Source organism: Candidatus Eremiobacterota bacterium, assembly GCA_031082125.1.
Classification (GTDB): Bacteria; Vulcanimicrobiota; CADAWZ01; order CADAWZ01; family Ess09-12; genus Ess09-12.
The window spans coordinates 64,611-85,367 of record JAVHLM010000019.1 but is presented as its reverse complement, the minus strand read 5'-3'; the positions used below and the strand labels follow the sequence as shown (position 1 = coordinate 85,367).

The 20,757-nt window shown below is 55.8% G+C and carries 22 protein-coding genes; 15 read left to right on the top strand and 7 right to left on the bottom strand.

Going from position 1 to position 20,757, the window contains the following annotated elements:
• The first annotated feature begins 50 nt into the window (after positions 1 to 50).
• The 3 genes from RDV48_19685 (at position 51) to RDV48_19675 (ending at position 2,164) form a co-directional block, all read left to right on the top strand.
• A complete protein-coding gene (locus RDV48_19685) occupies positions 51 to 1,001 on the top strand; it encodes a hypothetical protein (protein MDQ7825032.1) in 951 nt (316 codons plus the stop codon).
• A gap of 132 nt (positions 1,002 to 1,133) precedes the next feature.
• Complete coding sequence (locus RDV48_19680; GenBank protein MDQ7825031.1) at positions 1,134 to 1,637, top strand: ankyrin repeat domain-containing protein; 504 nt, start codon at positions 1,134 to 1,136, stop codon at positions 1,635 to 1,637.
• A 14-nt stretch (positions 1,638 to 1,651) separates the two neighbouring features.
• A complete protein-coding gene (locus RDV48_19675; protein ID MDQ7825030.1) occupies positions 1,652 to 2,164 on the top strand; it encodes a flavin reductase family protein in 513 nt (170 codons plus the stop codon).
• On the opposite strand, the gene RDV48_19670 is transcribed toward RDV48_19675, so the two are convergent.
• Both RDV48_19670 and RDV48_19665 read right to left on the bottom strand, forming a co-directional pair.
• Entirely contained in the window at positions 2,161 to 3,672 is a 1,512-nt protein-coding gene (locus tag RDV48_19670; protein ID MDQ7825029.1) for a radical SAM protein, read from the bottom strand. The genes RDV48_19675 and RDV48_19670 overlap by 4 nt on opposite strands.
• Positions 3,673 to 3,680: 8 nt before the next feature.
• Positions 3,681 to 4,532 (bottom strand): hypothetical protein, encoded by an 852-nt coding sequence (locus tag RDV48_19665; GenBank protein ID MDQ7825028.1) that lies wholly within the window; start codon positions 4,530 to 4,532, stop codon positions 3,681 to 3,683.
• A 117-nt stretch (positions 4,533 to 4,649) separates the two neighbouring features.
• On the opposite strand from RDV48_19665, the gene RDV48_19660 reads away from it, so the two are divergent.
• The 5 genes from RDV48_19660 to RDV48_19640 all read left to right on the top strand — a co-directional run bounded on the left by RDV48_19660 (position 4,650) and on the right by RDV48_19640 (position 11,623).
• A complete protein-coding gene (locus RDV48_19660) occupies positions 4,650 to 5,174 on the top strand; it encodes a hypothetical protein (protein ID MDQ7825027.1) in 525 nt (174 codons plus the stop codon).
• A 181-nt stretch (positions 5,175 to 5,355) separates the two neighbouring features.
• Positions 5,356 to 6,879, top strand: a complete 1,524-nt coding sequence (locus tag RDV48_19655; GenBank protein MDQ7825026.1) for a hypothetical protein — start codon at positions 5,356 to 5,358, stop codon at positions 6,877 to 6,879.
• 78 nt (positions 6,880 to 6,957) lie between these two features.
• Positions 6,958 to 8,268 (top strand): ATP-binding protein, encoded by a 1,311-nt coding sequence (locus RDV48_19650; protein MDQ7825025.1) that lies wholly within the window; start codon positions 6,958 to 6,960, stop codon positions 8,266 to 8,268.
• 24 nt (positions 8,269 to 8,292) lie between these two features.
• Positions 8,293 to 10,872 carry a response regulator gene (locus RDV48_19645; protein MDQ7825024.1) on the top strand — a complete coding sequence of 860 codons (2,580 nt, stop codon included), beginning with the start codon at positions 8,293 to 8,295 and terminating at the stop codon, positions 10,870 to 10,872.
• Positions 10,873 to 10,900: 28 nt separating this feature from the next.
• On the top strand, positions 10,901 to 11,623 hold the full coding sequence (locus RDV48_19640; protein ID MDQ7825023.1) for a hypothetical protein: 723 nt from the start codon (positions 10,901 to 10,903) through the stop codon (positions 11,621 to 11,623).
• Between the two features lie 3 nt (positions 11,624 to 11,626).
• On the opposite strand, the gene RDV48_19635 is transcribed toward RDV48_19640, so the two are convergent.
• The 5 genes from RDV48_19635 to grpE form a co-directional block, all read right to left on the bottom strand.
• Positions 11,627 to 11,974, bottom strand: a complete 348-nt coding sequence (locus RDV48_19635; protein ID MDQ7825022.1) for a MerR family transcriptional regulator — start codon at positions 11,972 to 11,974, stop codon at positions 11,627 to 11,629.
• Between the two features lie 49 nt (positions 11,975 to 12,023).
• The gene (locus RDV48_19630) at positions 12,024 to 13,121 is read right to left on the bottom strand and encodes a J domain-containing protein (protein ID MDQ7825021.1); all 1,098 of its coding nucleotides are present in this window, start codon (positions 13,119 to 13,121) and stop codon (positions 12,024 to 12,026) included.
• 94 nt (positions 13,122 to 13,215) lie between these two features.
• A complete protein-coding gene (locus RDV48_19625) occupies positions 13,216 to 13,653 on the bottom strand; it encodes an Hsp20/alpha crystallin family protein (protein ID MDQ7825020.1) in 438 nt (145 codons plus the stop codon).
• A gap of 45 nt (positions 13,654 to 13,698) precedes the next feature.
• A complete protein-coding gene (gene dnaK, locus RDV48_19620; GenBank protein ID MDQ7825019.1) occupies positions 13,699 to 15,579 on the bottom strand; it encodes a molecular chaperone DnaK in 1,881 nt (626 codons plus the stop codon).
• Between the two features lie 36 nt (positions 15,580 to 15,615).
• Entirely contained in the window at positions 15,616 to 16,320 is a 705-nt protein-coding gene (gene grpE / locus RDV48_19615) for a nucleotide exchange factor GrpE (protein MDQ7825018.1), read from the bottom strand.
• Positions 16,321 to 16,730: 410 nt separating this feature from the next.
• Between grpE and ffh the strand changes: the two genes are divergently transcribed.
• The 7 genes from ffh (at position 16,731) to rplS (ending at position 20,757) form a co-directional block, all read left to right on the top strand.
• A complete protein-coding gene (ffh, locus tag RDV48_19610; GenBank protein MDQ7825017.1) occupies positions 16,731 to 18,065 on the top strand; it encodes a signal recognition particle protein in 1,335 nt (444 codons plus the stop codon).
• A 38-nt stretch (positions 18,066 to 18,103) separates the two neighbouring features.
• Positions 18,104 to 18,379 carry a 30S ribosomal protein S16 gene (gene rpsP, locus RDV48_19605; protein ID MDQ7825016.1) on the top strand — a complete coding sequence of 92 codons (276 nt, stop codon included), beginning with the start codon at positions 18,104 to 18,106 and terminating at the stop codon, positions 18,377 to 18,379.
• Between the two features lie 74 nt (positions 18,380 to 18,453).
• On the top strand, positions 18,454 to 18,681 hold the full coding sequence (locus RDV48_19600; protein ID MDQ7825015.1) for a KH domain-containing protein: 228 nt from the start codon (positions 18,454 to 18,456) through the stop codon (positions 18,679 to 18,681).
• A gap of 11 nt (positions 18,682 to 18,692) precedes the next feature.
• Positions 18,693 to 19,094 carry a YlqD family protein gene (locus tag RDV48_19595; protein ID MDQ7825014.1) on the top strand — a complete coding sequence of 134 codons (402 nt, stop codon included), beginning with the start codon at positions 18,693 to 18,695 and terminating at the stop codon, positions 19,092 to 19,094.
• Complete coding sequence (gene rimM, locus RDV48_19590; protein MDQ7825013.1) at positions 19,094 to 19,618, top strand: ribosome maturation factor RimM; 525 nt, start codon at positions 19,094 to 19,096, stop codon at positions 19,616 to 19,618. Before RDV48_19595 ends, rimM begins: the two co-directional genes overlap by 1 nt.
• On the top strand, positions 19,608 to 20,429 hold the full coding sequence (gene trmD, locus RDV48_19585; GenBank protein MDQ7825012.1) for a tRNA (guanosine(37)-N1)-methyltransferase TrmD: 822 nt from the start codon (positions 19,608 to 19,610) through the stop codon (positions 20,427 to 20,429). The genes rimM and trmD overlap by 11 nt, the downstream gene beginning before the upstream one ends.
• Positions 20,386 to 20,757, top strand: coding sequence for a 50S ribosomal protein L19 (gene rplS / locus RDV48_19580; GenBank protein ID MDQ7825011.1), 372 nt, complete (start codon positions 20,386 to 20,388; stop codon positions 20,755 to 20,757). Before trmD ends, rplS begins: the two co-directional genes overlap by 44 nt.

The following is a 20,757-nucleotide window of genomic DNA, read 5'->3' as shown; positions in this document are numbered from 1 at the left end:
TTTCCATAGAACCGGGAGGCGCTGCTTCCCTGGCTTGATACTCTCAGAGGATGGATACCGCCATAGCCATGCTTCCCACGGTGCTGCTTTATTCTTCCCATAACCGCTGTGACTATCTTCACCGCGAGTTCATCATCGACAGGGCCTTGAGGGGGCTGAGAGGTGACAGGACCATTCTCCACCTGCCCGTCTCCGTGAAGAGCCAGAGAGGCCAGCGCTTTGATTATGGCCGCTTCAGGTGGTACTATATGCACTTCAGGGGGAGGGGCCTCCGCTATTACCCCTTTTACTGGAATGAGCACCTCAGAAACCAGGACCTGGATATTTTTTTTAAAATGCTTCATGGCTCGCAGGTCGTCGTGCTCGGAGGCGGGAGCAGCTTTCTCGGAATGATGCGCTACCGGGCCATGGGAATGCGCTATTGCGGTGACGGAGATCTTTTCAGGAAAGTGCTCATTGCACGGCAGGAGCGGGGGGCCCTCACCGTGGGCTTCTCTGCGGGAGCCGATCAGCTTGGTGAATATCTTTCAGGGATTATAAGCCATTCAGCCCTTGATGCCTGCGGGATTGGCCTTGCACGCGACATTGTGACAGCCGTCCATTTTTCGCAGGCAAGGCGCCGCCAGATACAGCGTCTCGCCCGCGGTCTTCCCCACTGCCTCGCCTTCGGCCTTCCCAACGACTCAGGGATTGCCATCTCGCAGGGCTTTCTGCCTTCAGGCAGCTTCTGGCAGACCCTTCTTTTCATCATAGACTGCTCCTGGGAGGCACCTGCCGATTTGCACCATATCAAGACGAGGCAGGGCGAAAAGATCCACCATTTTTACTCAGACGGACGCCACTGGGCCTACAACGGGGGGGATATGCTGGTGCGCGTCATATCAAAGGACTACCGCTGGCAGAAACTTTTGCTTGTGACCAATGAGAGCCGCTTCATCGATTATCACTCACAGAAGCCCTCACCCTTGCAGAGCATCCAGGAATTCCTGGCGGGCTTATGAAGATCATGGCGCCTTTGACCATCTGCGGAGGTGAAGCATCCATACTCATGGGGGAAGAAACAGTGGTTCCCCGAGAGGAAGATTCTCCATGGCACAGAAAAAGAGAGCAAGAATTGAGTGGAGGAAATACTGGTGAGCGAGGTGCCTATGCCTGCGGGAAGGCTGTTCCTGGGAGCCCTGGTGATTCTGGCCCTCCTGTGCGGCGCCTGTGCCCGCAAGATAGAGCGCATGGGGGGATCGCTCTATGACAGGCAGTTCAGGGAGATTAACGGAGCCGTGAGAAAGGCCGATTACAAGGAAGTATCCCGCATCCTTGCCAAAGAGCCCGGGCTTGCGAAAGCCCAGGACTCATGTGGATACGGAGCCCTGCACTGGGCATCCCTTGACGGGAGCAAGGATATAGTTACCCTTCTTCTCGCACAAGGCGCCCCTGTCAATATGAAAAGCAAGGACGGTGTGACCCCCCTTCACTGCGCCTCGAGAACAGGGCGCCACGAGGTCGTCTCGCTGCTGGTGAAAAGCGGTGCTGACCTCGATGTGAAAACCTCGGGCGGCGATACGCCTCTCTCGCTTGCCGAAAGCGGTAAGCACCGCGAAGTATGCCGTTTCTTAAGGAACCATGGGGCCCATAATTAGAAAGGAGCTCTTGTATGATGTTTCTGGAAGTACCTTACCATCATGGCGCGCAGCACACCCTTGTCCGTCTTTATGACGACGGCGTTTTTCTCGTGACGGGTCGCGAGAGGCCCAATATCATGACCATCGGATGGGGAAGCGTGGCGGTCATATGGAAATTTCCCATCTTTACCGTGCTGGTAAGGCCAACACGCCACAGCTTTTCATTGATTGAGGAGTGGGGAGAGTTCACGGTGAATGTTCCCCATGAAAACTCGCTGAAGAAAGAGCTTCTGTTCTGCGGGACCAAGTCGGGAAGAGATGTGGATAAATTCAGAGAAACGGGACTGACGGCCTCGCCGGGCAGGCGTGTCTCAGTACCATTCATAGCTGACTGCGAATGGATTTATGAATGTCGTGTCCTCTTCAGGCAGCCCATGAACCCTGCCATGCTCGACAGCAAGGTCACGGAGAAATATTACGGCTCCGGTGATTATCATACGGTCTACTTCGGAGAGATCGTGGGGAGTTACCTCAAGGACATTTAAACAAGGCGGCGTGAACCGGTTGCCGTTGCGGCAGGTGAGGAAGCGGGTCTGTCGCTCTTGAACTGCGCATTCACCTTTGGAGAATGCGCTCCGCAAGAGTCTGTCTCGGCCTGCGGCGCCTCGCTTTCCAGGTAAAAGCCGAATTCCTGCAGCAGGGCAAGCTTGGGGTTCACATTCTCCGCGAGAGCATAGTGGAAAAAGCCGGGGAACAGGTCTCGGTTTTCCTCAATAAAGCGGAAAATCGCCCTGTGGGCCGGGAGGACAGAAGCGCGGGCGCCCCTGCACACCTCGTGGCCTGTCACCATATACTCAGGGAAGAGGTCCGGGCAGAAAGTGAACCTGTCATCTCCGCGGTATTCGCCGTAGATGTCGGTCTGGGGGAGGAAGCACAGAAGGCTGGGAAGGACCCTGGCTCCCATGGTGCGGAAGTTGATCATCTGGAAGAGGGACTGGTAGAAATCCCTCATGGTCTCGAAGGGGAAGCCCCAGACATAAAAGGTGTCAACACGGGGAATGTGGCGGAGGGCCTCGGAGACGACGGCCACCGCCTCTTCAGGGGTGAACCCCTTCCTGGTGCGCTCCAGGATTGCAGCCGACCCGGATTCAATGCCATAGCGCACCTCGAGGCACCCTGCGCGGGCCATTTCCCTGAGTGTTTCACCGTCAGTAAGGTCCACCCGTCCGAAGGTCTTCCAGTACAAGGGGAGGCCGCTTTTTTTCAGCACCCTGCAGAATTCCAGCACGCGCTTTTTTGACGAGACAAAAAACTCGTCCTGGAAAAGAAAAAGGTCGGCGCCTGCTTTCTCGTGGACGAGGCGCATCTCCTTGACGATATTTTCCGCGGATCGGGAATAGCTTTTCCTGTCCCAGATGGGCGCCACGGAGCAAAAAGTGCAGCCGTAAGGGCACCCCCTTGAGGTGAGCACACCGTAGCCCTCGTATTTCGAGAGATCTATGTGGTGAAAGGCGGGGAATAGAATGGCATCGAGGTCTTCGATGCGCGGCGGCCTGGGGTTCTCAACGATGGTCCCCTCCCGGCGGTACAGTATTCCCGGCACTCTGCCGAGATCGCCTTTCTGCTGAAGAGTCCTTACCAGTGCCGGTGCTGAGCGCTCGCTCTCTCCCACGGCGATGAGGTCAATCCATGGAAAGCGCTCCAGGATGGCGCGCTCTACTGACTTTGGCCCCACGCCGCCGAGGATGATGGTCCTGTCGGGGTACCGCTCCTTGACTTTTTCAAGGGCCATGAGGGTGAAGGGGAGGAGATTGGCCATCACCGAGAATCCCAGGATTTCCGAAGGCTCTTTGACAAAATCCACGATGGCTTCCGCAGAGAACGGGTCGCTGCTCTGGCAGAACTGGTAATCCCTGAAATCAACGGAGAATCCTTCCCGCTCCAGGGCCGCCGTGAGGTAGAGGGGACCGAGGGGTACGTGGTATTCCCGCTCCACGCGGTCAAAATGGCGCACGTAGAGCATGTTGAGATTGACCAGGGTGATGTCCTTCATGGAGCCTCTTATTCGGGATTCTTCTCGAAGGCATCCATGGCGCTCTTTGCCGCCTTCTGGAGATCGGCTTTCGTTGCGGGCTTGACGCACCGTGAGAGCTCTGCTCCTTTGGGAGTAAAGAATACCACCGTAGGATACTGCTTGACCTTGTATTTACCCGCTGTTTTTTCATCATTGAACTTTGCGGCCACAAAGCCCTCGGTCACTATATAGCTTCGAAGGCTTTTGTCGATGAGATAGCACACTTTCATCGATTCGACCACATCAGGCGGGAGAGTCACTTTGGGATCGACCAGGAAGAACACGGCCATGACGGGCATGTGTTTCTCTTTTGCCTCGGCAAAGGCACTTTCAAGTGTCGTGTGCCATTTCACCTCGGGAGTGTCAAAGGAGATGCCCCTTGTGCGGACTTCCCCTTTATCGGGTGAGATCCCCGTGCAGATGACCTGCCCCAGGGCGTCGGTGGTAAAGCCCAGGGAAGCCGCGGCGGCAAGGGCGAGCGATGCTGCCGAGTTCTTGATGAACTGGCGCCGCGGAATGGAGGGGACTTTCATGTGGTCTATCATGGTGACGAGCTGGCTTTTTGGCACGGCAGCGAGAATGGCCTGCTCCGAGGGGGCAAGGGTGACTCCCAGATAAGATGCGGCTGCCATCGGGTCCTTCATGAGCCGATCCTTGAATTCCTCGTTCATTGATGAAGCGATGATGAGCTTCTGGATGCCCTGGGGGAGCCCCGAGAGGGCCTTCTCCTTCTCGGGAGGCCGCCCTCCCACAATGGTCCTGGGCGGGCTCGCCTGGCCCTGAGGGACAGTGCCGCCGTAAAGAGGCGATTTATCATCCTTCGGTCGTCTGCTCATCATGTACCTCCCCCACATTGGTAATAATTCCAGATATGAGCATTATACCATAGAGTGCGTACTTCTTGCAAAGTGGAGCAAAATGCGGTATTATTGGAATGAACACAAAGGAGGGTCGCTATGGTAAAATTGCGTTTCATCGTCATATGTGCAGTGCTCTCTGCGTGGTGGTGCATGAACCCCCGAGGTGCCTGTTTTGCCGGCATGCAAGGCTCTTCTGAAAGTACGGTTCCTCTCGTGGCGCAGGCTGATCCAGCTCAAAGCCTCTCGGTCACAAGCTGCAAGCTTAAAACCGACAGCAGCTTTTCAAACAACCTCGTTGTTGAAGCCTATGTGCAGAATGGGTCCGACAGGCGCGCCAAGGACATCCAGGTCACCTTCGTGCTGAAGGATCCCAAAGGAGTGACAGGGGATTCGGGGACCGGGGAGGCCAGGATATACAGTTATTACAGCGCCACCATCAATGAGCTGATGCCGCGGGCCGGGCAGCAGGTAACTATTGCCACAGCTCTGGCAAACCCCAAGAACATCAACGAGGGGGCAAAGACGCTGCTGGTGGAGATATGGCGCAGAGGCGACACTTCCTCAACGCCTGTCACGCTGCAGTATTATTTCGTGGTGAAGGCGGCCAGCTTTTCTGATTGAGGGGCCGCCGGGTTCACCAGGCAGATGGACTTGCCGCTCCTCTTATGACTGTCAAGGGACATCAATTGACTTCCCCGGCGGTATCTGCTACGATTGTGAGAGCGTCACAAAGATCGGGGGGTATGGCATGGAGATTCAGAAAAGCGGTTTCATCCCTCATTCTGTCCCTTCAGGAGCACCTGTGCAGAAGGATGGCGCGCCTTCCAGCCCCGGTGATGCCTTCACTCCCGGCATGTCCGGAGAAGGCACCGCACCAAAGGCACAGTTCGCCTCGCTCACTTCGTCGGTGCTTGAAGCCAGGGGTCTCAGCAAGAAGCAGAATGATTTCCGCGTCACAGCCACTGCATCAGCTCCAGGAGGCACCACGTACGTGGCCTATACCTCATCCAGAAAGGAAAAGGCCGCCGTAAGCTCCTATATCTCAGCAGTGTCGCCGCAGGGCGAGATCCGCTGGGAGCGCCCGCTTGCCCTGGAAACCATTTACAGCATCTCCTCGGACGCCGAGGGCACCCTTTTCATCCGCTCATCGGGAAATTTTACGGCACTCCATGCCGACGGCACCGTGAAGTTTGACCAGAAGCTTCCCGAGGCAATGAGCGGCCATTACGCCGATTCCTCGGGAAACCATTATTTCATTAAGAGCGGAAGCCGCGAATTCTTTATGACAGGACCAGATGGCTTGCCCCGCGATCTTCCCGGGGGCCTCAAGGGAATCAAGGGCCAGGAAATTGCCGAAGGCCCCGGGGGAACCCTCTGCGTGCGCGACGGCACCACCCTCACCATGGTGGACCTTGAAAAAGGGACGAAAACCGGCGGGTTTGCCTGGAAGGACACGGTAGAGCAGAAGCCCAACTTCGCCCGCCATATTGACCATTCGGAGCTTGACGCCGAGGGGAATGTGCGCCTCTTCATCGAGAACACCACCGTGAGCCCTCCGCCGCCCCGGTACGATGACTTTGGCATGGGCTTCGGAGGGGGCTTTGGAAGGCCCTTCGGCGGGAGGCCCCACCTTCCCCCTCATGAAGATCCCATCTATGACATGCAGGTCTATACCGATTTCACCCTTGAGAAATATGACGGTGCGGGGAAGTTAAGCTGGAAGGTCGATGGTCTTGACGACAAAGGTATCTATGCCCCCCTCCCTGACGGCGCACTCGTGTTCTCAGTGAACAGGAACGAGATGATACCCAACCCGAACTACAAGGAGAACGGGGGCGATCCCTTCGCCTACCAGGGGAAAACCATCCCCTCGGGGCGGGTCTATATCGGAAAGATCACCCCGGGAGGCAAGAAGGTTGATGAAGCCTTCACCGTTGAGGGGAAGGTGGAGAAGATCCTGGTGGATAAAAAGAGCGGATCCTTTGTCATCTCCCTCGGCGAAAATAAATTCTCCCGCTTTGACAGCCAGGGCGAACTTATAAAGAGCCATACGCTCGATGTCAGCAAGGGCCGCTTCTTTGCGGAACGACTGGAAGGCGATCACCATGTCATCCTCAAAGAAGGAGGGGGAGCGAAGGCATATTCACTCGACATGGAAAGCGGCACCCTGACCACTCTTACCGACAGTGAAGCCGATCACTGCTACGGGCTTGCCGCCAGGGACCTTGAAAACGAGGTGCCCTCCGGTGAGGGGAAGGCCGAAGTAGAGGAATTCGATGAGTGGGTGAATGTGGGAGGAATAAGGATCCAGAAGAAGCAGCAGTAAGGTCCGGGAAGTGGCATCAAAGCCTCCTCTGAGCCTCCCCTTGCAGGAAATTGGGAGAGCCACAAGAACTCTCTATTTATGGACAAGAACCCCGCCCCACCCAGGGCTCCTGAAATGGCGCTTGACAAAGAGCATCTTGCCCTCCTGGTGCGGGCAAGCGAGCTCCTGGGCTCTTCGCTTAACATTCACGAAATTCTGGACAGGCTCATGGACCAGGTGATAGAAGTCCTCAAGGCCGAGCGCGGCTTTGTCATGATGCGCACCGGTGAGGGAGAGCCCTGGGATTTCATGAGCGCCAGGGCCATTGACAGGGAAGTCCTGGGGCGCGAGGAGTTCCGTATAAGCAGAGGAATCGTGGACAGGGTGGCCCGCGAGGGAAAGGCCGTCCTTACGAGCGATGCCGTGCAGGACAGCCGCTTCAAAGGGCAGGCGAGCATCTCTCTTTACGCCCTCAAGTCCATCCTCTGCGTGCCCCTTATCATCAGGGAAAAGGTTCTCGGTGTCATCTATGTTGATAACCGCATGGAAACAGGAGTCTTCAAGCACAACGAAAAGTCCCTGCTTGAATCCATCGCCCGCCAGGCTGCCATTGCCCTGGAAAACGCCCTGCTTTACGATGAGCTCAGGAGGGTTCACGAGGAGAGCATGGAGAAAGCGCGCCGCGAGCTTGCCCACACTCAGGCGCAGCTTTTCCAGTCCTCTAAAATGGCGGCAGTAGGGCAGCTCGCAGCGGGCGTGGCCCATGAGATAAACAACCCTATCGGTGCCATAACCCTCAATGTTTCGTCCCTCAAGCGCGACCTTCTGGAAGAGGGTCTCAAGCGCCGCCTTGACATCATCGAAAAGGCGGCCCTCCGCTGCAAGGCCATAGTGGAAAAGCTGCTGCGCTTCTCCCATCCCTCCTATGACACCGTCGAGATGATAGCCGTCGGGGACCTCGTGGCGAGCACCCTTGAGCTCATTGAGCACCAGCTCAGCAAGGAGAATGTGGCCGTCGAGAGAAGAATCCCGGGCGATCTCGCGGTCTGCGGGAACCAGGGCGAATTTTCCCAGGTGATTATGAACATTCTCCTCAACGCGAAGGACGCGCTGAAAGGGCTCCCCCCCGGGCAGCCCCGCCTGGTGAAAATCACCACCGCCCGCGGGGCGGGCCGGGTGGTGATCAAGATTACCGACAATGGCAAGGGAATGGACGAAGCCACGAGAGATCGCATATTTGAGCCATTTTTCACCACAAAGACTGTCGGTGAGGGGGTAGGCCTCGGGCTCTCCGTATGCTTCCAGCTCATGGCAAAGTACGGCGGCGAGATATCGGTAGCCTCGGAGCCCGGGAAAGGCTCCGTCTTTACCCTCTTGTTCAGGGAGAGCCTCGTGGAACCGTGCCCGTAATCATGAAAATGAAAGGAGCCAGCGATGGCAGAGCACATACTTGTAGTGGATGATGACGAGTTTATGCGGGCAAGCCTCCAGATGGAGCTCGAGGCCGCCGGGTACAAGGTGACGGCCGCAGAGAACGGCTACTCCGCCATCGAGCTCGCCAAGAAGGAGACCTTTGACCTCGTGGTGACAGACGTGAGGATGCCGGGGATGAGCGGCATTGATGCCCTTTCGGCCATAAGGGAGTTTCAGCCCATGGCAAAGAGCATCGTCATCACCGGCTACGCGAGCCCCGATGCGCCTGTGTCGGCAATCAAGATGAGGGTTGACGATTATCTCATGAAGCCCTTCTCTTCGGAGGATTTCCTCAAGAGCGTCCACATATCCCTGGAGCGCTATCGCCAGCACTCGCTCCAGGACTCAAGCCGGCTCCGCTTCAGGGAGAGCTTTGTGAAGCTCCTGATGGGGATCTTTGCCGAAAGCCGCTTCTCGTATCTTGTGGGCCACTCGGAGCGGGTGGCAGGGATGGCCCTTGCGATGGCCCGTGAACTGGGCTTTTCACCCCAGCGGACCCAGAGCCTCTACCTCGCCTCCCTTCTCCATGATATAGGCATTGTGGAGCTTCCCGCACCTCTGCTGGAGAAAAGCGAGCTTATGGCCGCCGAATATGAGCTCATCAAGAACCACCCGATCCTGGCCAGGGACCTCCTCGCTCCCTTCAAGGAACTGAGAGAAATTGCCACGATGGTGCTCCATCATCACGAGAGATGGGAAGGCGGCGGCTACCCGTCGGGGCTCACCGGCGAGAAGATTCCCATTGAATCGAGGATAATCGCCATTGCGGAGACCTTTGACAGCCTCACCAACGAGCGTCCTTACCGGAAAAAGCTCGACAGGGCAGAGGCTCTCGCCCATATAGGGCGGGAGAGCGCCAGGAGCTTTGACCCGGCCCTCGTGAAGGCCTTCACTGCAGTCATGGAAACACGCCTCCAGGATGGTTCCCCTGCACCGCTTCCCTTGCTGATCGAAGGGCCTGCAAAGGCAACGTTCCTTCTGAACATCGCCCACACTTACGCGCAGATGGGAAACAGTGAAGTGGCCCGGGCGGCTTTCGCCTCGGCGGAGGAGCTTCTCAGGGAGGAGGTATGCGCCCCAGAGCTTATGGCGCGGGTAAAGTTTGAAAAGATCCACCTCCTTGCACGAGACGGGAAGCTCAAGGAAGCTCTTGAAGAGGCCCGGGCGGCACTTGAATTCGCGAAGGAGCAGTCGCTCCAGTTTGCCTTCGCGCAGATCACCCTCTTCACCATCTCCCTCAGAATGAAGGAGCGGGACTTCAAGGGCCTTGCAGAGGAGCTTGCCGCCGTGAGGGAGACTTTTCACCTCTGGGAGTCTGCCTATGATATCTGCGTGACCGACCTCTTTTCAAGCGCCCTCCAGGTAATGAGGGAAGAGGGGCCGGGCGGCCAGGCATCCCGCTTCGAGGAGCATCTGAAGAGTTTCCTGCTGAGAATGGAGGGCGGGAGGTTCTATGATGTCATGACCCTTTATGGCGACCTTGTGTACCCTGTTGTCAGGCACGCCCTTGAGAAAGACATTCTCTGCGACGTCATCTCACGCGTGTTATCTGATGAGAGCGAGCCTGGAGTTCTCCCCCTCATCGAAAAGCTCATCGGCGCAGACCACCAGGGCACAAAGCTCAAGGTCCTGGACATACTCTCGGCAATGAAGGGGAAAGGGGCACTTGAGCTGCTCTCGAGGGCCGCCAATGACAGTGATCCTGCCGTAGCGAAGAAATCTTCGCTCCTTATCTCAAAGTCTCCTCTCGAGAAGACCGAAGCGGTGCTGCAGGTCTATTTCCTGGGGAAATTCCGCGTTGCCGTTAACAGCGAGCCTATTGATGAGGACATCTGGGACACGCGCAAGACGCGTAACCTCTTTTCCTATCTCGCCTCACGGAGGGGCGAGGTGATAAACGAAGAGAAGCTCATGGAGCTTTTCTGGTCCCAGGGCGGTGACAAGGCCCGCCACTCCCTTTATAATGCCATTTCGCAGATCAGAAAGATATTCACCCCACTCGTGGGCATCGCGGCGAAGACCATTATTCAGAAAAGGAAGGATGGCTATCTCTTCAACAAGAAGCTCCACTGCTGGGTTGATATCGAGGAGTTCGACGAGCATTACCACCGGGGGAAATACCTTGCCGACCAGGGGAAATGGGACGAGGCCCTCCTGTCGCTGCAGCGGGCCGAGAGGCTCTACGGGGGGCCCTTCCTTGAGGGATCGTACGAAGAGTGGAGCGACAGCCTCCGCTTCAAGCTGCAGACAAAGTTCCTGGAAATACTCCAGATAATGGCCCACTACTTCTTCGACAAGAAGAAATACAAGGTGAGCATTGACTATTGGAAAACCATTCTTAACTGGGACAACTGTTTTGAAGATGCCTACCTCGGGCTCATGATGTGCCACTATGCACTTGAGAAAAACAACGAGGCTATAAGGATTTATCACGAATGCACGCAGACTCTCAAGAAGGAGCTTGATCTCGCCCCGCCGCCGAGGATCATGGAGTTCTACCTTAAAATGATCCATGGTGAGCCTGTGGAGCTCACGCTCTGAGACCATGGCGAAAAGGCAATGAGAGGCAATGGGAATACTTTTTGAGGCCTTCAGAAAGCTTGCCGAAGAGGTGGAAGGCTCGGTGACACGCGGGGGTATCTTTACCTCTGCCCACCCCAAGCTCAAGGGAACCCTTCGCGCAAAGCCCCTGAGTATCTTCTTCCAAAAGGAGAGCGGTGCCGATTTCCTCTGCATAAGGATATCAGGCAGGTTCCCCTTTCTCCTTGTCATAAAGCCCCGCTACAAGACGTACGGCATTTTCAACCTTGACCTTGCCTTCAAGACCGAGGAGATTGAGTCGCCTTTTCCCCTCTTCGTGATGAAGACCGACGACCGCGTGAAGTGCAGGGAGTACCTGGGAAAAAAGGCTTTCTCCAGGGATTTCCAGGAGCTCATCTCGCCGGCGGTGCTTGAAAAGAAATTCTTCCAGGAGTTTTTCAGGGAAGACAGGATCAAAGAGTTCGAAGACAGGGAGTTTTACCGCTCCCTGGGGGCCAACATCTCAAATATTGACCTGGAGCTTAACAAGCTCTCCCTTCCCTCGAAGAGGCTCTTCTTCTTTCCTTACATGATTCTTGACAGGAGAGGCGCCTTTCTGAAGGTCCGTTTTACCCATTACCTCGATGCCTTCAGGGACAGGAAAAAGACTCATCATGAGGTGGACCGCAGCCTGCAGGACGAGGTAAGGGAGGTCATCTCCTGCTACCTCAGGTGCCTTGAGGCAATGCTTGACGAGGGAGGAGCGATATAGGGCTCAAATATCGTCGGCATTATCCTCGGTGTGAAGGTTCCTGACCGAAGATTCCAGACGTCCCCTCATGTCTTCCATCTCCTTGAGCATATCGACTCTCATGCTCTCCATCTTCTCAAGGAGCTTCACAATGACTTCAACGCCTGCAAGGTTGACTCCCACGTTGGTAAAGCTGCATATCTGTTCAAGGCGTTCCACGTCACGCTTTGAATAGAGCCTCATGTTCCCCTGGGTGCGGTGGGGCGGAGAGAGGAGGCCAAGCCTTTCATAATGGCGGATTGTCTGGGGATGTACCTTGAGCATCTTGGAGACAACACTTATTACATAATAAGGTTCAGAGTCCTGGTCCATGGCGGTTATCTCCTTTCCCATATGGTTTCAAAGCCCGGAGGCGCTCCCATTACTTGCGCCTGTAGAGATCTTTTCTCGGATTCTCCCTGACAAGCTTCCCGAGCTCTTCAAAAAGCTTCTTCTCTTTTGCGTCAATCTTCGAGGGAATCACCACCTTGATTTTCGCGTAGAGATTCCCCGGCTCCCCTTTCAGGACAGGCATTCCCTGCCCGGTGAAGCGGAGCGTCTTTCCCGCCTGTGTCTCGGGGGCTATCTTCGTGGAGATGGTGCCCTTGAGAGTGGGAATGTCGATTTCGCCTCCCAGGACCGCCTCGGTGATCGTGACAGGCACCTCGCAGTAAAGGTCGTTGCCTTTCAGCTCGAAGAAATGGTGGGGCTTGATTCTTACCACCAGCAGGAAGTCCTCTACTTTTATCCTGGAGCCGTTTTTCACCCCTGCAGGGATCTTTACCTCCAAGGTGGTGGGCTTCGTCCTGAAGCCTCCTCCCCGGCACTCCATGCAGGGCTTCCCGTTCACGGAGCCGCTCCCCTGGCACTTGTCGCAGGGCATCTGTTTCTCCGCCTGGAGGAGCCTGTTGGTGCCGAATGCTGCCTCCTCGAGGGAAAGCTCAAGGGCCAGCTCCTGGATCTGGGGCTGGGCCCGCTTTGATGACGCCCTGGCAAAGGATTGCCCTCCCAGGATGTCTTCAAGGTTGATGGTGCTGGAATAGCCTCCCCGCGGCTGCTTTCCCCCGGCTCTGCTGCTGCCGCCGCCTCCGCCGCCGAAGAACATGTTGAAGAAATCGGAGAATCCTCCCATATCCCCTGTTCCGGCGCCCTGAAAGCTCCCGAGATCATTGTAGTCGAAGTGGGCGCCTCCTCCTCTTCCCCTGGAAGAGCCTCTCTGGCCGTATTGGCGGAACATGTCCTCAGGGATCTTCCCCCCCTGGAAGTAGGGGCCGAGCTGATCGTACTGGGCCCGCTTCTCCTTGTCGCCAAGAACCTCGTAGGCTTCGTTTATCTCCTTGAATTTCGACTCGGAAGCCTTGTCTTGAGGATTCACGTCGGGGTGGTACTGCCTCGCAAGCTTCCTGTAAGCCTTCTTGATGTCCTTCTCAGCGGAATTCTTATCCACGCCGAGTATCTTGTAATAGTCCTTGTAATCCACTGCTCACCGCTTCCCAATGGCACAGGGAGCCATTTCTGAAGTTCCCGGGGTCCGGAGGCCGGCACCATCCTGTTAATGATGCCGGCCCTTGTGCTTATTCCTCCACGCTGATCTTGATCTGCTTCGGCTTCACGGCCTCGCTCTTGGGAAGCATCACTTCGAGCATTCCGTTCCTGTAGGATGCTGCAACCTTCTCCCTGTCCACCGGCGTGGTGATATTGAAGGCGCGGTAGAAGTTGCCGTAAAGCTTCTCCCTGCGGCGGTAGTTTCTCTTCTCCTCGGGAGCCTTGCGCTCGCCCTTGATGATGAGCTGCTCTCCCTCGATCTGCAGGTCAATCTCCTGGATGGTGAGCCCGGGAAGATCGAAAGAGAGATAAATGGAGCTCTCGTTCTCCCAGACCTCCACGGGAGGCATCCATGATGCGACTCCCTGCTCCCTTGCCCTTCCCTGGGGCTTTCTGCCGTAAGCCTCCTCATAGACCTGGTTCAGCTGCTCCTGTACCGCGTTGAGATCCTCAAACCATCTGAACATGTAAAGTACCTCCTTTGCTCAAATATAAGGGTCTTTTTCCCTTTGCTACTCTTTCACTTTGTACTCGGCGTCAATGACGTCGTCATCTCCCGAAGGCGGCCTGCTCTCGCCTCCCGGTGCCCCGCCATGCTCTCCGGCTGTTCCCGGGCCTGTGCCGCCGGGACCTCCCGCTCCTCCCGATCCTGCGGGCGAGGTCTTTGAGTAGATGTCGGAGGTGAAGTCCGAGAGGGCCTGCGAGAGGCTTTCGATGCCCTGCTTCATTCCCTCCTCGTTCTCCGAGCTGATGGCCTCCTGGAGCTTTGTCCTGACCTCCTCCACCTTGCTCTTGAGGCCCGGGCTCGCCTTGTCGCCGAGCTCCCTGAGGGTCTTGTCGCTCTGGTAGACAAGGGTGTCGGCGCGGTGCTTGAGCTCTACCTTGGCAAGGCGCTTCTTGTCCTCCTCGGCATGCCTCTCTGACTCCTTGACCATCGTGTCTACGTCGTCCTTTGAGAGGTTCGTCGTAGCTGTAATCTTTATCTGCTGGGATTTTCCCGTGGCCTTGTCCTGGGCGGTCACGCTCAGAATGCCGTTGGAGTCGATGTCAAAAGTGACCTCGATCTGAGGGACGCCGCGGGGAGCCGGCGGGATCTCGGCCAGGATGAACTTGCCGAGGGTCTTGTTGTCGGCGGCGAAGTCCCTCTCGCCCTGGAGGACATGTATCTCCACGGCAGGCTGAAAATCAGCGGCGGTGGAGAAGGTTTCGGTCTTTTTGAAAGGGATCGCCGTATTTCTGTTGATGAGCTTTGTCATCACGCCGCCGAGGGTCTCGATGCCCAGCGTGAGGGGCGTCACGTCCACAAGCACAATGTCCTTTACCTCGCCGGAAAGGACGCCTGCCTGGATCGCCGCGCCAAGAGCGACGCACTCATCGGGGTTGATGTCCTTGTTGGGTTCCTTGTCGAAGGTCTTGCGCACATAGTCCACAATCATGGGCATTCTCGTCGATCCTCCCACGAGGAGGACCCTGTCCACATCCTTGGGGTCGAGCTTCGCATCGGCAAGGGCCTGCTTCACGGGTCCCTGGCATTTCTCGGCAAGGTAGTAGGTCATTTCTTCAAACTTGGCCCTTGTGAGGGTCATGTCAAGGTGCTTGGGCCCTGACTGGTCTGCCGTGATGAAGGGCAGGTTGATGTTGGTCTGGAGCACCGATGAAAGCTCGATTTTGGCCTTCTCCGAGGCCTCCTTGAGGCGCTGCCTGGCCATATTGTCCTTGCGAAGGTCAATGCCGTGCATTCTCTTGAACTCATCGGCGAGCCAGTTCATGATCTCGTTGTCCCAGTCGTCGCCTCCGAGCTGCGTGTTGCCCGACGTTGATTTCACCTCGAATACCCCTTCGCCTATGTCCAGGATGGACACGTCAAAAGTGCCCCCCCCCAGGTCAAAGACGAGGACCTTCAGCATCTGCTCCTGCTTGTCCAGGCCGTATGCAAGGGCCGAGGCCGTGGGCTCGTTGATGATGCGGAGCACTTCAAGGCCTGCGATAGTGCCGGCATTCTTGGTGGCCTGGCGCTGCGAGTCGTTGAAGTAGGCAGGCACGGTGATCACTGCCTGGGTGACGGTGGTGCCCAGGTATTTTTCCGCATCGTCCTTGAGCTTTTTCAGGATCATCGATGATATCTCTTCAGGGCTGTAGTTCTTCCCGTCAATAGTGACCCTGTAGTCCGTTCCCATCTTTCTTTTGATTGACACGACGGTCTTGTCGGGGTTGCTCACGGCCTGCCGCTTGGCGAGCTCGCCCACGAGGCGCTCCCCTGTCTTGGAAAATCCCACCACCGAGGGGGTGATCCTGTTTCCCTCGGCATTCGGTATCACTACGGGCTTGCCGCCCTCCATGACTGCCACTACTGAGTTTGTGGTTCCCAGATCGATTCCCACTACTTTAGACATGCAATTCCCTCCTTCTGATTTTCGATTCATTGATTCTTATGCGCTTTTTTTGGATACTACCACCATTGCGGGCCTTATTACCCTGTCCTTGAGAAGAAATCCCTTCTGAAGCTCTTTTGTCACCGTCTCTTCGGGGAGATCGTCATTTTCCTCGCTCGAAACGGCCTGATGGAGAGAGGGATTGAAGGGCTCCCCCTGGGCTTTTATCTCGGTGACGCCCTCCTTCTCCAGCATGGACCATACCTGCTTCTGCACCATCTGGATGCCTTCCACGAGAGCATCATAGTTTTTGGAAAGCTGCGACGCGGCAACGGCCCTGTCAAAGTTGTCTATAATGGGGAGCATCGCGACGATGACTTTTTCCGCGGCGTACTTGCCGGCCTTGGCAACTTCCTCTTCCTTGCGGCGCCTGAAGTTCTCAAAATCGGCCTGGAGCCTCTTCACCTGCTCCTCGAGCTCCTGGATACGGTCTTTGTCTTTCTTGCTCTCCTCAGGCATCTCTGCGGGAAGGTTCTCTCCCGTTTTTCCCGCAGGGGGATCCGATGGCGTTGCCGTATCAAGCTTCGCAGGGCCCTCCTCCGCTTTTTCTATGGTCATCGGCTTCTGTTCCTGATCTTTTGCTCCTCCTGCCTCTATGGGGATCTTGAATACGTCAGGCTCTCTTTTTACATCCTTTTTCAGCGCCGATTTTACTTTGTGCCTCCTGGCGTGGTAGGGGTCATGTATATCATATTCGCTCATAAAAGTACCTCCCAAAGTTTTAACATTTTGTATTATAATAGTTGAGCCTCATGTTGTCAAGCCATGGCAAAAAAATAATAGGCATCGCTGGCTCTGGCAACAGGCTTCCGGCTCCCTTCATTGCGAGGCCCCTCCTCTCAGGGCATATTACTTGACATTCACCGTGCACTATACTATACTATGAGAGCTATATTTTCTTTGCCGGTGCATCATTTCACCGTTTTACTGTTTTTTCGTCATAATAAAGTGATGTGGAAACAGCAGAAAAGATTCTTCGGTGATCCCGGGAGTCTCCGAGAAATCCCCGGGGGCGCTGGTGAAGGCTCACCGATGAGCCGCGAAGAGGTTCATCTCTCACGCTGGAAGTCATCACTTGCAGGATAGATATCAGGGTAGCAGAGCGCAGGGCCATGTTTGAATCGCTTCAGGAAAAACTAGGGAATATCTTTAAGAAGCTCAGAAGCCGGGGAAAGCTCACGGAAAAGGACGTGGAGCTCGCCCTCAGGGAAGTCCGCCAGGCTTTGCTTGAAGCCGACGTGAACCTCAAAGTGGTGAGGGACTTCATAAACCGCGTCAAGGAAAAGGCGGTGGGCGAAGCGGTTTGGAAGAGCCTCACCCCGGGCCAGCTGGTGATAAAATTTGTCAAGGACGAGCTTGTAGAGCTCATGGGGAGCACAAGCTCCCGCCTCGATCTCTCCCCTGACCCGCCGACGATTGTGATGGTCGTGGGTCTCCATGGCTCAGGAAAGACGACGACATGCGGCAAGCTTGCCGGCCATTTCAAGGAGAAAGGCCATCACCCTCTCCTCGTGGCGACGGATATTTACAGGCCTGCAGCAATTGCACAGCTGAAAGTGCTCGGTGACAAGCTGGAGGTGCCCGTCTACACCCTTGGAGAAAAACAGTCGCCGGTGAACATCTGCAAGGGCGCAATGAAGGCCGCCGCCACTTCAGGCAGGGACATCGTGATAATTGACACGGCAGGGCGGCTCCATATTGATGAAGAGCTCATGAAAGAGCTTGTCGAGGTAAAGAGCAGTATATCACCCCATGAGATCCTCCTCGTCGTCGATGCGATGACCGGGCAGGATGCCGTGAATATCGCCGAGAGCTTCAACAAAGCCCTCTCCATCGACGGAGTGGTCCTCACCAAGATGGATGGTGACGCCCGCGGCGGAGCGGCTCTCTCGGTGAAGGCAGTGACGGGAAAGCCCATCAAGTTTGTCGGTGTCGGTGAGAAGCTCGATGCCATCGAGGTATTTCATCCAGACAGGATGGCCTCGAGAATCCTGGGGATGGGAGACGTGCTGGGCCTTATTGAGAAGGCTGAGGCGACTTTTGATGTCGAGAAGGCCGAGGAGCTGGAAAAGAAGCTCAGGACCCAGGAGCTCACCCTCGGGGATTTCCTGGTGCAGCTCCAGCAGGTCCGCCAGATGGGTCCCCTTGATCAGCTCCTGGATATGATCCCCGGCATGTCGGGGATGGGCAACATGAAAGGGATGGTCGTCGATGAGAAGCAGCTCGGCAGGATTGAGGCTATCATCCAGTCAATGACTCCCCAGGAGAGAAATGTCCCCTCCATCCTCAACGCCGGCAGGAGAAGGAGGATTGCCTCGGGATCGGGCACTTCCGTGGCTGATGTGAACAGGCTTCTGAAACAGTATGATATGGCAAAGAAAATGGTGAAGCAGCTTGCAGGCTTCGAGAAGACGAAAAGGCGGCCTGCATTCAAGCTCCCATTCTAAAGGACGGGCAATATAATGTACGTAAGGAGGAACAAGACGTGGTCAAGATCAGGTTCAGGAGAGTAGGAAAGAAAAAACAGCCCAGCTACCGCATCGTGGTGGCAGATTCAAGGAGCCCCCGTGACGGGCGCTTTGTTGAGAACATAGGCCATTATAACCCCAGGACGGAGCCTCCCACCATCGTCGTGAAGGAAGAGAAGCTCAACAACTGGCTGAAAGAAGGGGCCCAGCCCACCGAGTCAGTGAGAAGAGTGCTTGTGGCGTGCGGCATAATGAAAAGGGAGGAACCTAAGGAAAAGCCGAAATCTTCATAGAATTCCCTCCATTGAAAGAGAACCCGGAAGGGAAACAGGCCTTTTGGAATAACCTATGAAAGCGGAGGAAATATATGAAGGAACTTCTTGAATATCTTGCCAAATCACTTGTAGACAAGCCTGAAGAGGTAGAGGTGAGCCAGCTCGAGGGTGAGAGATCCGTTATCCTGGAGCTTCGTGTATCTCCCGATGACATGGGAAAGGTAATCGGGAAGCAGGGAAGGATTGCACAGGCCCTCAGGACCATAGTGAAGGCTGCCGCAGTCAAAGATGGAAAGAGGGTTATGATTGAAATCATATAGGAGGAGCGGCTATGGAGCAGATTGAGCTGAGAAGGCCTGTGGCGATAAAGGTCTTGATGACCGATGATTTTCGCAAGCAGCTTATCCTTGAGGCACGGGAGACACTCGCAAGAATTGAGGATAACCTCAAGCATATGGAGCTCGCCCTGGAACAGCAGGCGGCAGCCCCGGGAGGGGAAGGGCAGGAGCTTCGGAAGCAGATAGAGTTGGAAAAAGCCCGCCTCATGCAGCTGGAAAAGGAGCTTAACTGGAGGGTCGCAGAGCTTGAAGCGGTGCAGAATGGCGCCGAGCTCCCCTTCAGGGTTTTTGAGGGGCCCGTAACACTTCGGGTGGGTGATAACTTCCTGGACAAGTTGACGCGCGCTGAAGTGGTTATCCAGGACTGGAAAGTGGTGGAAATAAGAGAGGCCTGATGGAAGAGCGGCAGAAGATTCTTGTTGGTCAGGTGACAGGCGTTCACGGCAAAGAAGGAGAGCTCAAGGTGAAGGTCCTTACCGACTTTCCCGAGCGCTTTTCAGTGCACTCCAAGATGGAGCTCGGCTGGAAAGATGATGAGAAGAAGGATCGTCTTGTGCTGATAGAGAGCTCAAGGCCCCACAAGGGGCATCTGCTCGTGAAGGTCAAGGGGATTGAAACAAGGGAGGACGCCAAGGAGCTCATGGGAGCCTTCTTTCAGATCAACAAGGAGGAAGTCAGGCCCCTTCCCAATGATTCTTTCTACCACTTTCAGATAGTGGGCCTGAAAGTATATTACCTGGAAGGAGGGTTTATCGGCACGGTCTCGCAGATACTTCATACGCCGAATCACGATGTGTATGTGGTACAAGGCGAAAAAGAGATTCTGATCCCTGCCCTGAAGAAGGTTATCAAAAAAGTCGATCTTGAGGCACGGAGGATGTGGATTGACCGGGAGATGATAACAGGCTTTGAGGATTGATGTCATCACGCTCTTCCCTGAGGTTTTTACCCCTCTGGAGAAAAGCATCATAAGGCGCGCCCGGGATGCCCATCTTGTGAAGATTCACCTTCACAACCTGAGGGACTACACCGATGACCGGCACAGGACCGTCGATGACGCTCCTTACGGCGGCGGGGCAGGAATGATTCTCAAGATTGAGCCGCTCTTCAAGGCCCTGGATCGGCTTCAAAAAGAAGAACCCCGGGGGAGAGTGATTCTGCTGTCGCCGCAAGGCCAGGTTTTTACGCAGGCCCGCTGCCGCGAGCTTGCAGGCCTCTCCAGGCTTATTCTTGTTGCGGGCCATTATGAAGGGATTGATGAGAGAGTCACTGAGCACCTCGCGGACGAGGAGCTTTCCATAGGAGACTATGTCCTCACGGGAGGCGAGCTCCCCGCGATGGTGGTCATTGATGCCGTGGTAAGACTCATCCCCGGCGTGATAGACAGCGAGTCTGCCGCTCTTGAATCCTTTGACGGCGGCCTTCTGGATTATCCGCACTATACGAGGCCGTCGCAGTTCCGGGGCTGGTCTGTGCCGGAGGTGCTGCTCTCAGGAAATCATGCCCTGATTGGGCAGTGGAGAAATAAGGAGCGTGTAAGGCGCACGGCGCTGAAGCGGCCGGATCTTCTCGAGAAGCTCAGGGGCGATGAGGAGATCGGGAAGTTTTACCAGCAGATAAGCGATGAAAGCAACCCCTGCCCTTGTGCAGGGTCTCAGCAATATGATGACTTGAAAGGAGATTGCCATGGATTCGATCAAACTCATAGAACGGGAGCAGATGAAAAGTGAGCTGCCCAGCTTCAAGCCCGGTGACACCCTGAAGGTGCAGATCAAGGTCGTTGAGGGAGGAAAGGAAAGAAGCCAGGCCTTCGAGGGGGTCTGCATCGCGCGCATGAACGCGGGCCTCAAGGAGTCCTTCACTCTCAGGAAGATATCCCATGGGGTAGGCGTGGAGAGGACCCTCCTCATCCATTCGCCCATGCTTCAGAAAATAGATGTGGTGAGAAGGGGCGAGGTGAGAAAGTCCCGTCTCTACTATCTCCGTGACAAGATAGGCAAGCAGGCCCGCGTAAAGGAAAAGAAGCTCACCGATGCGGGAAGGACAAAGAAAGCATAA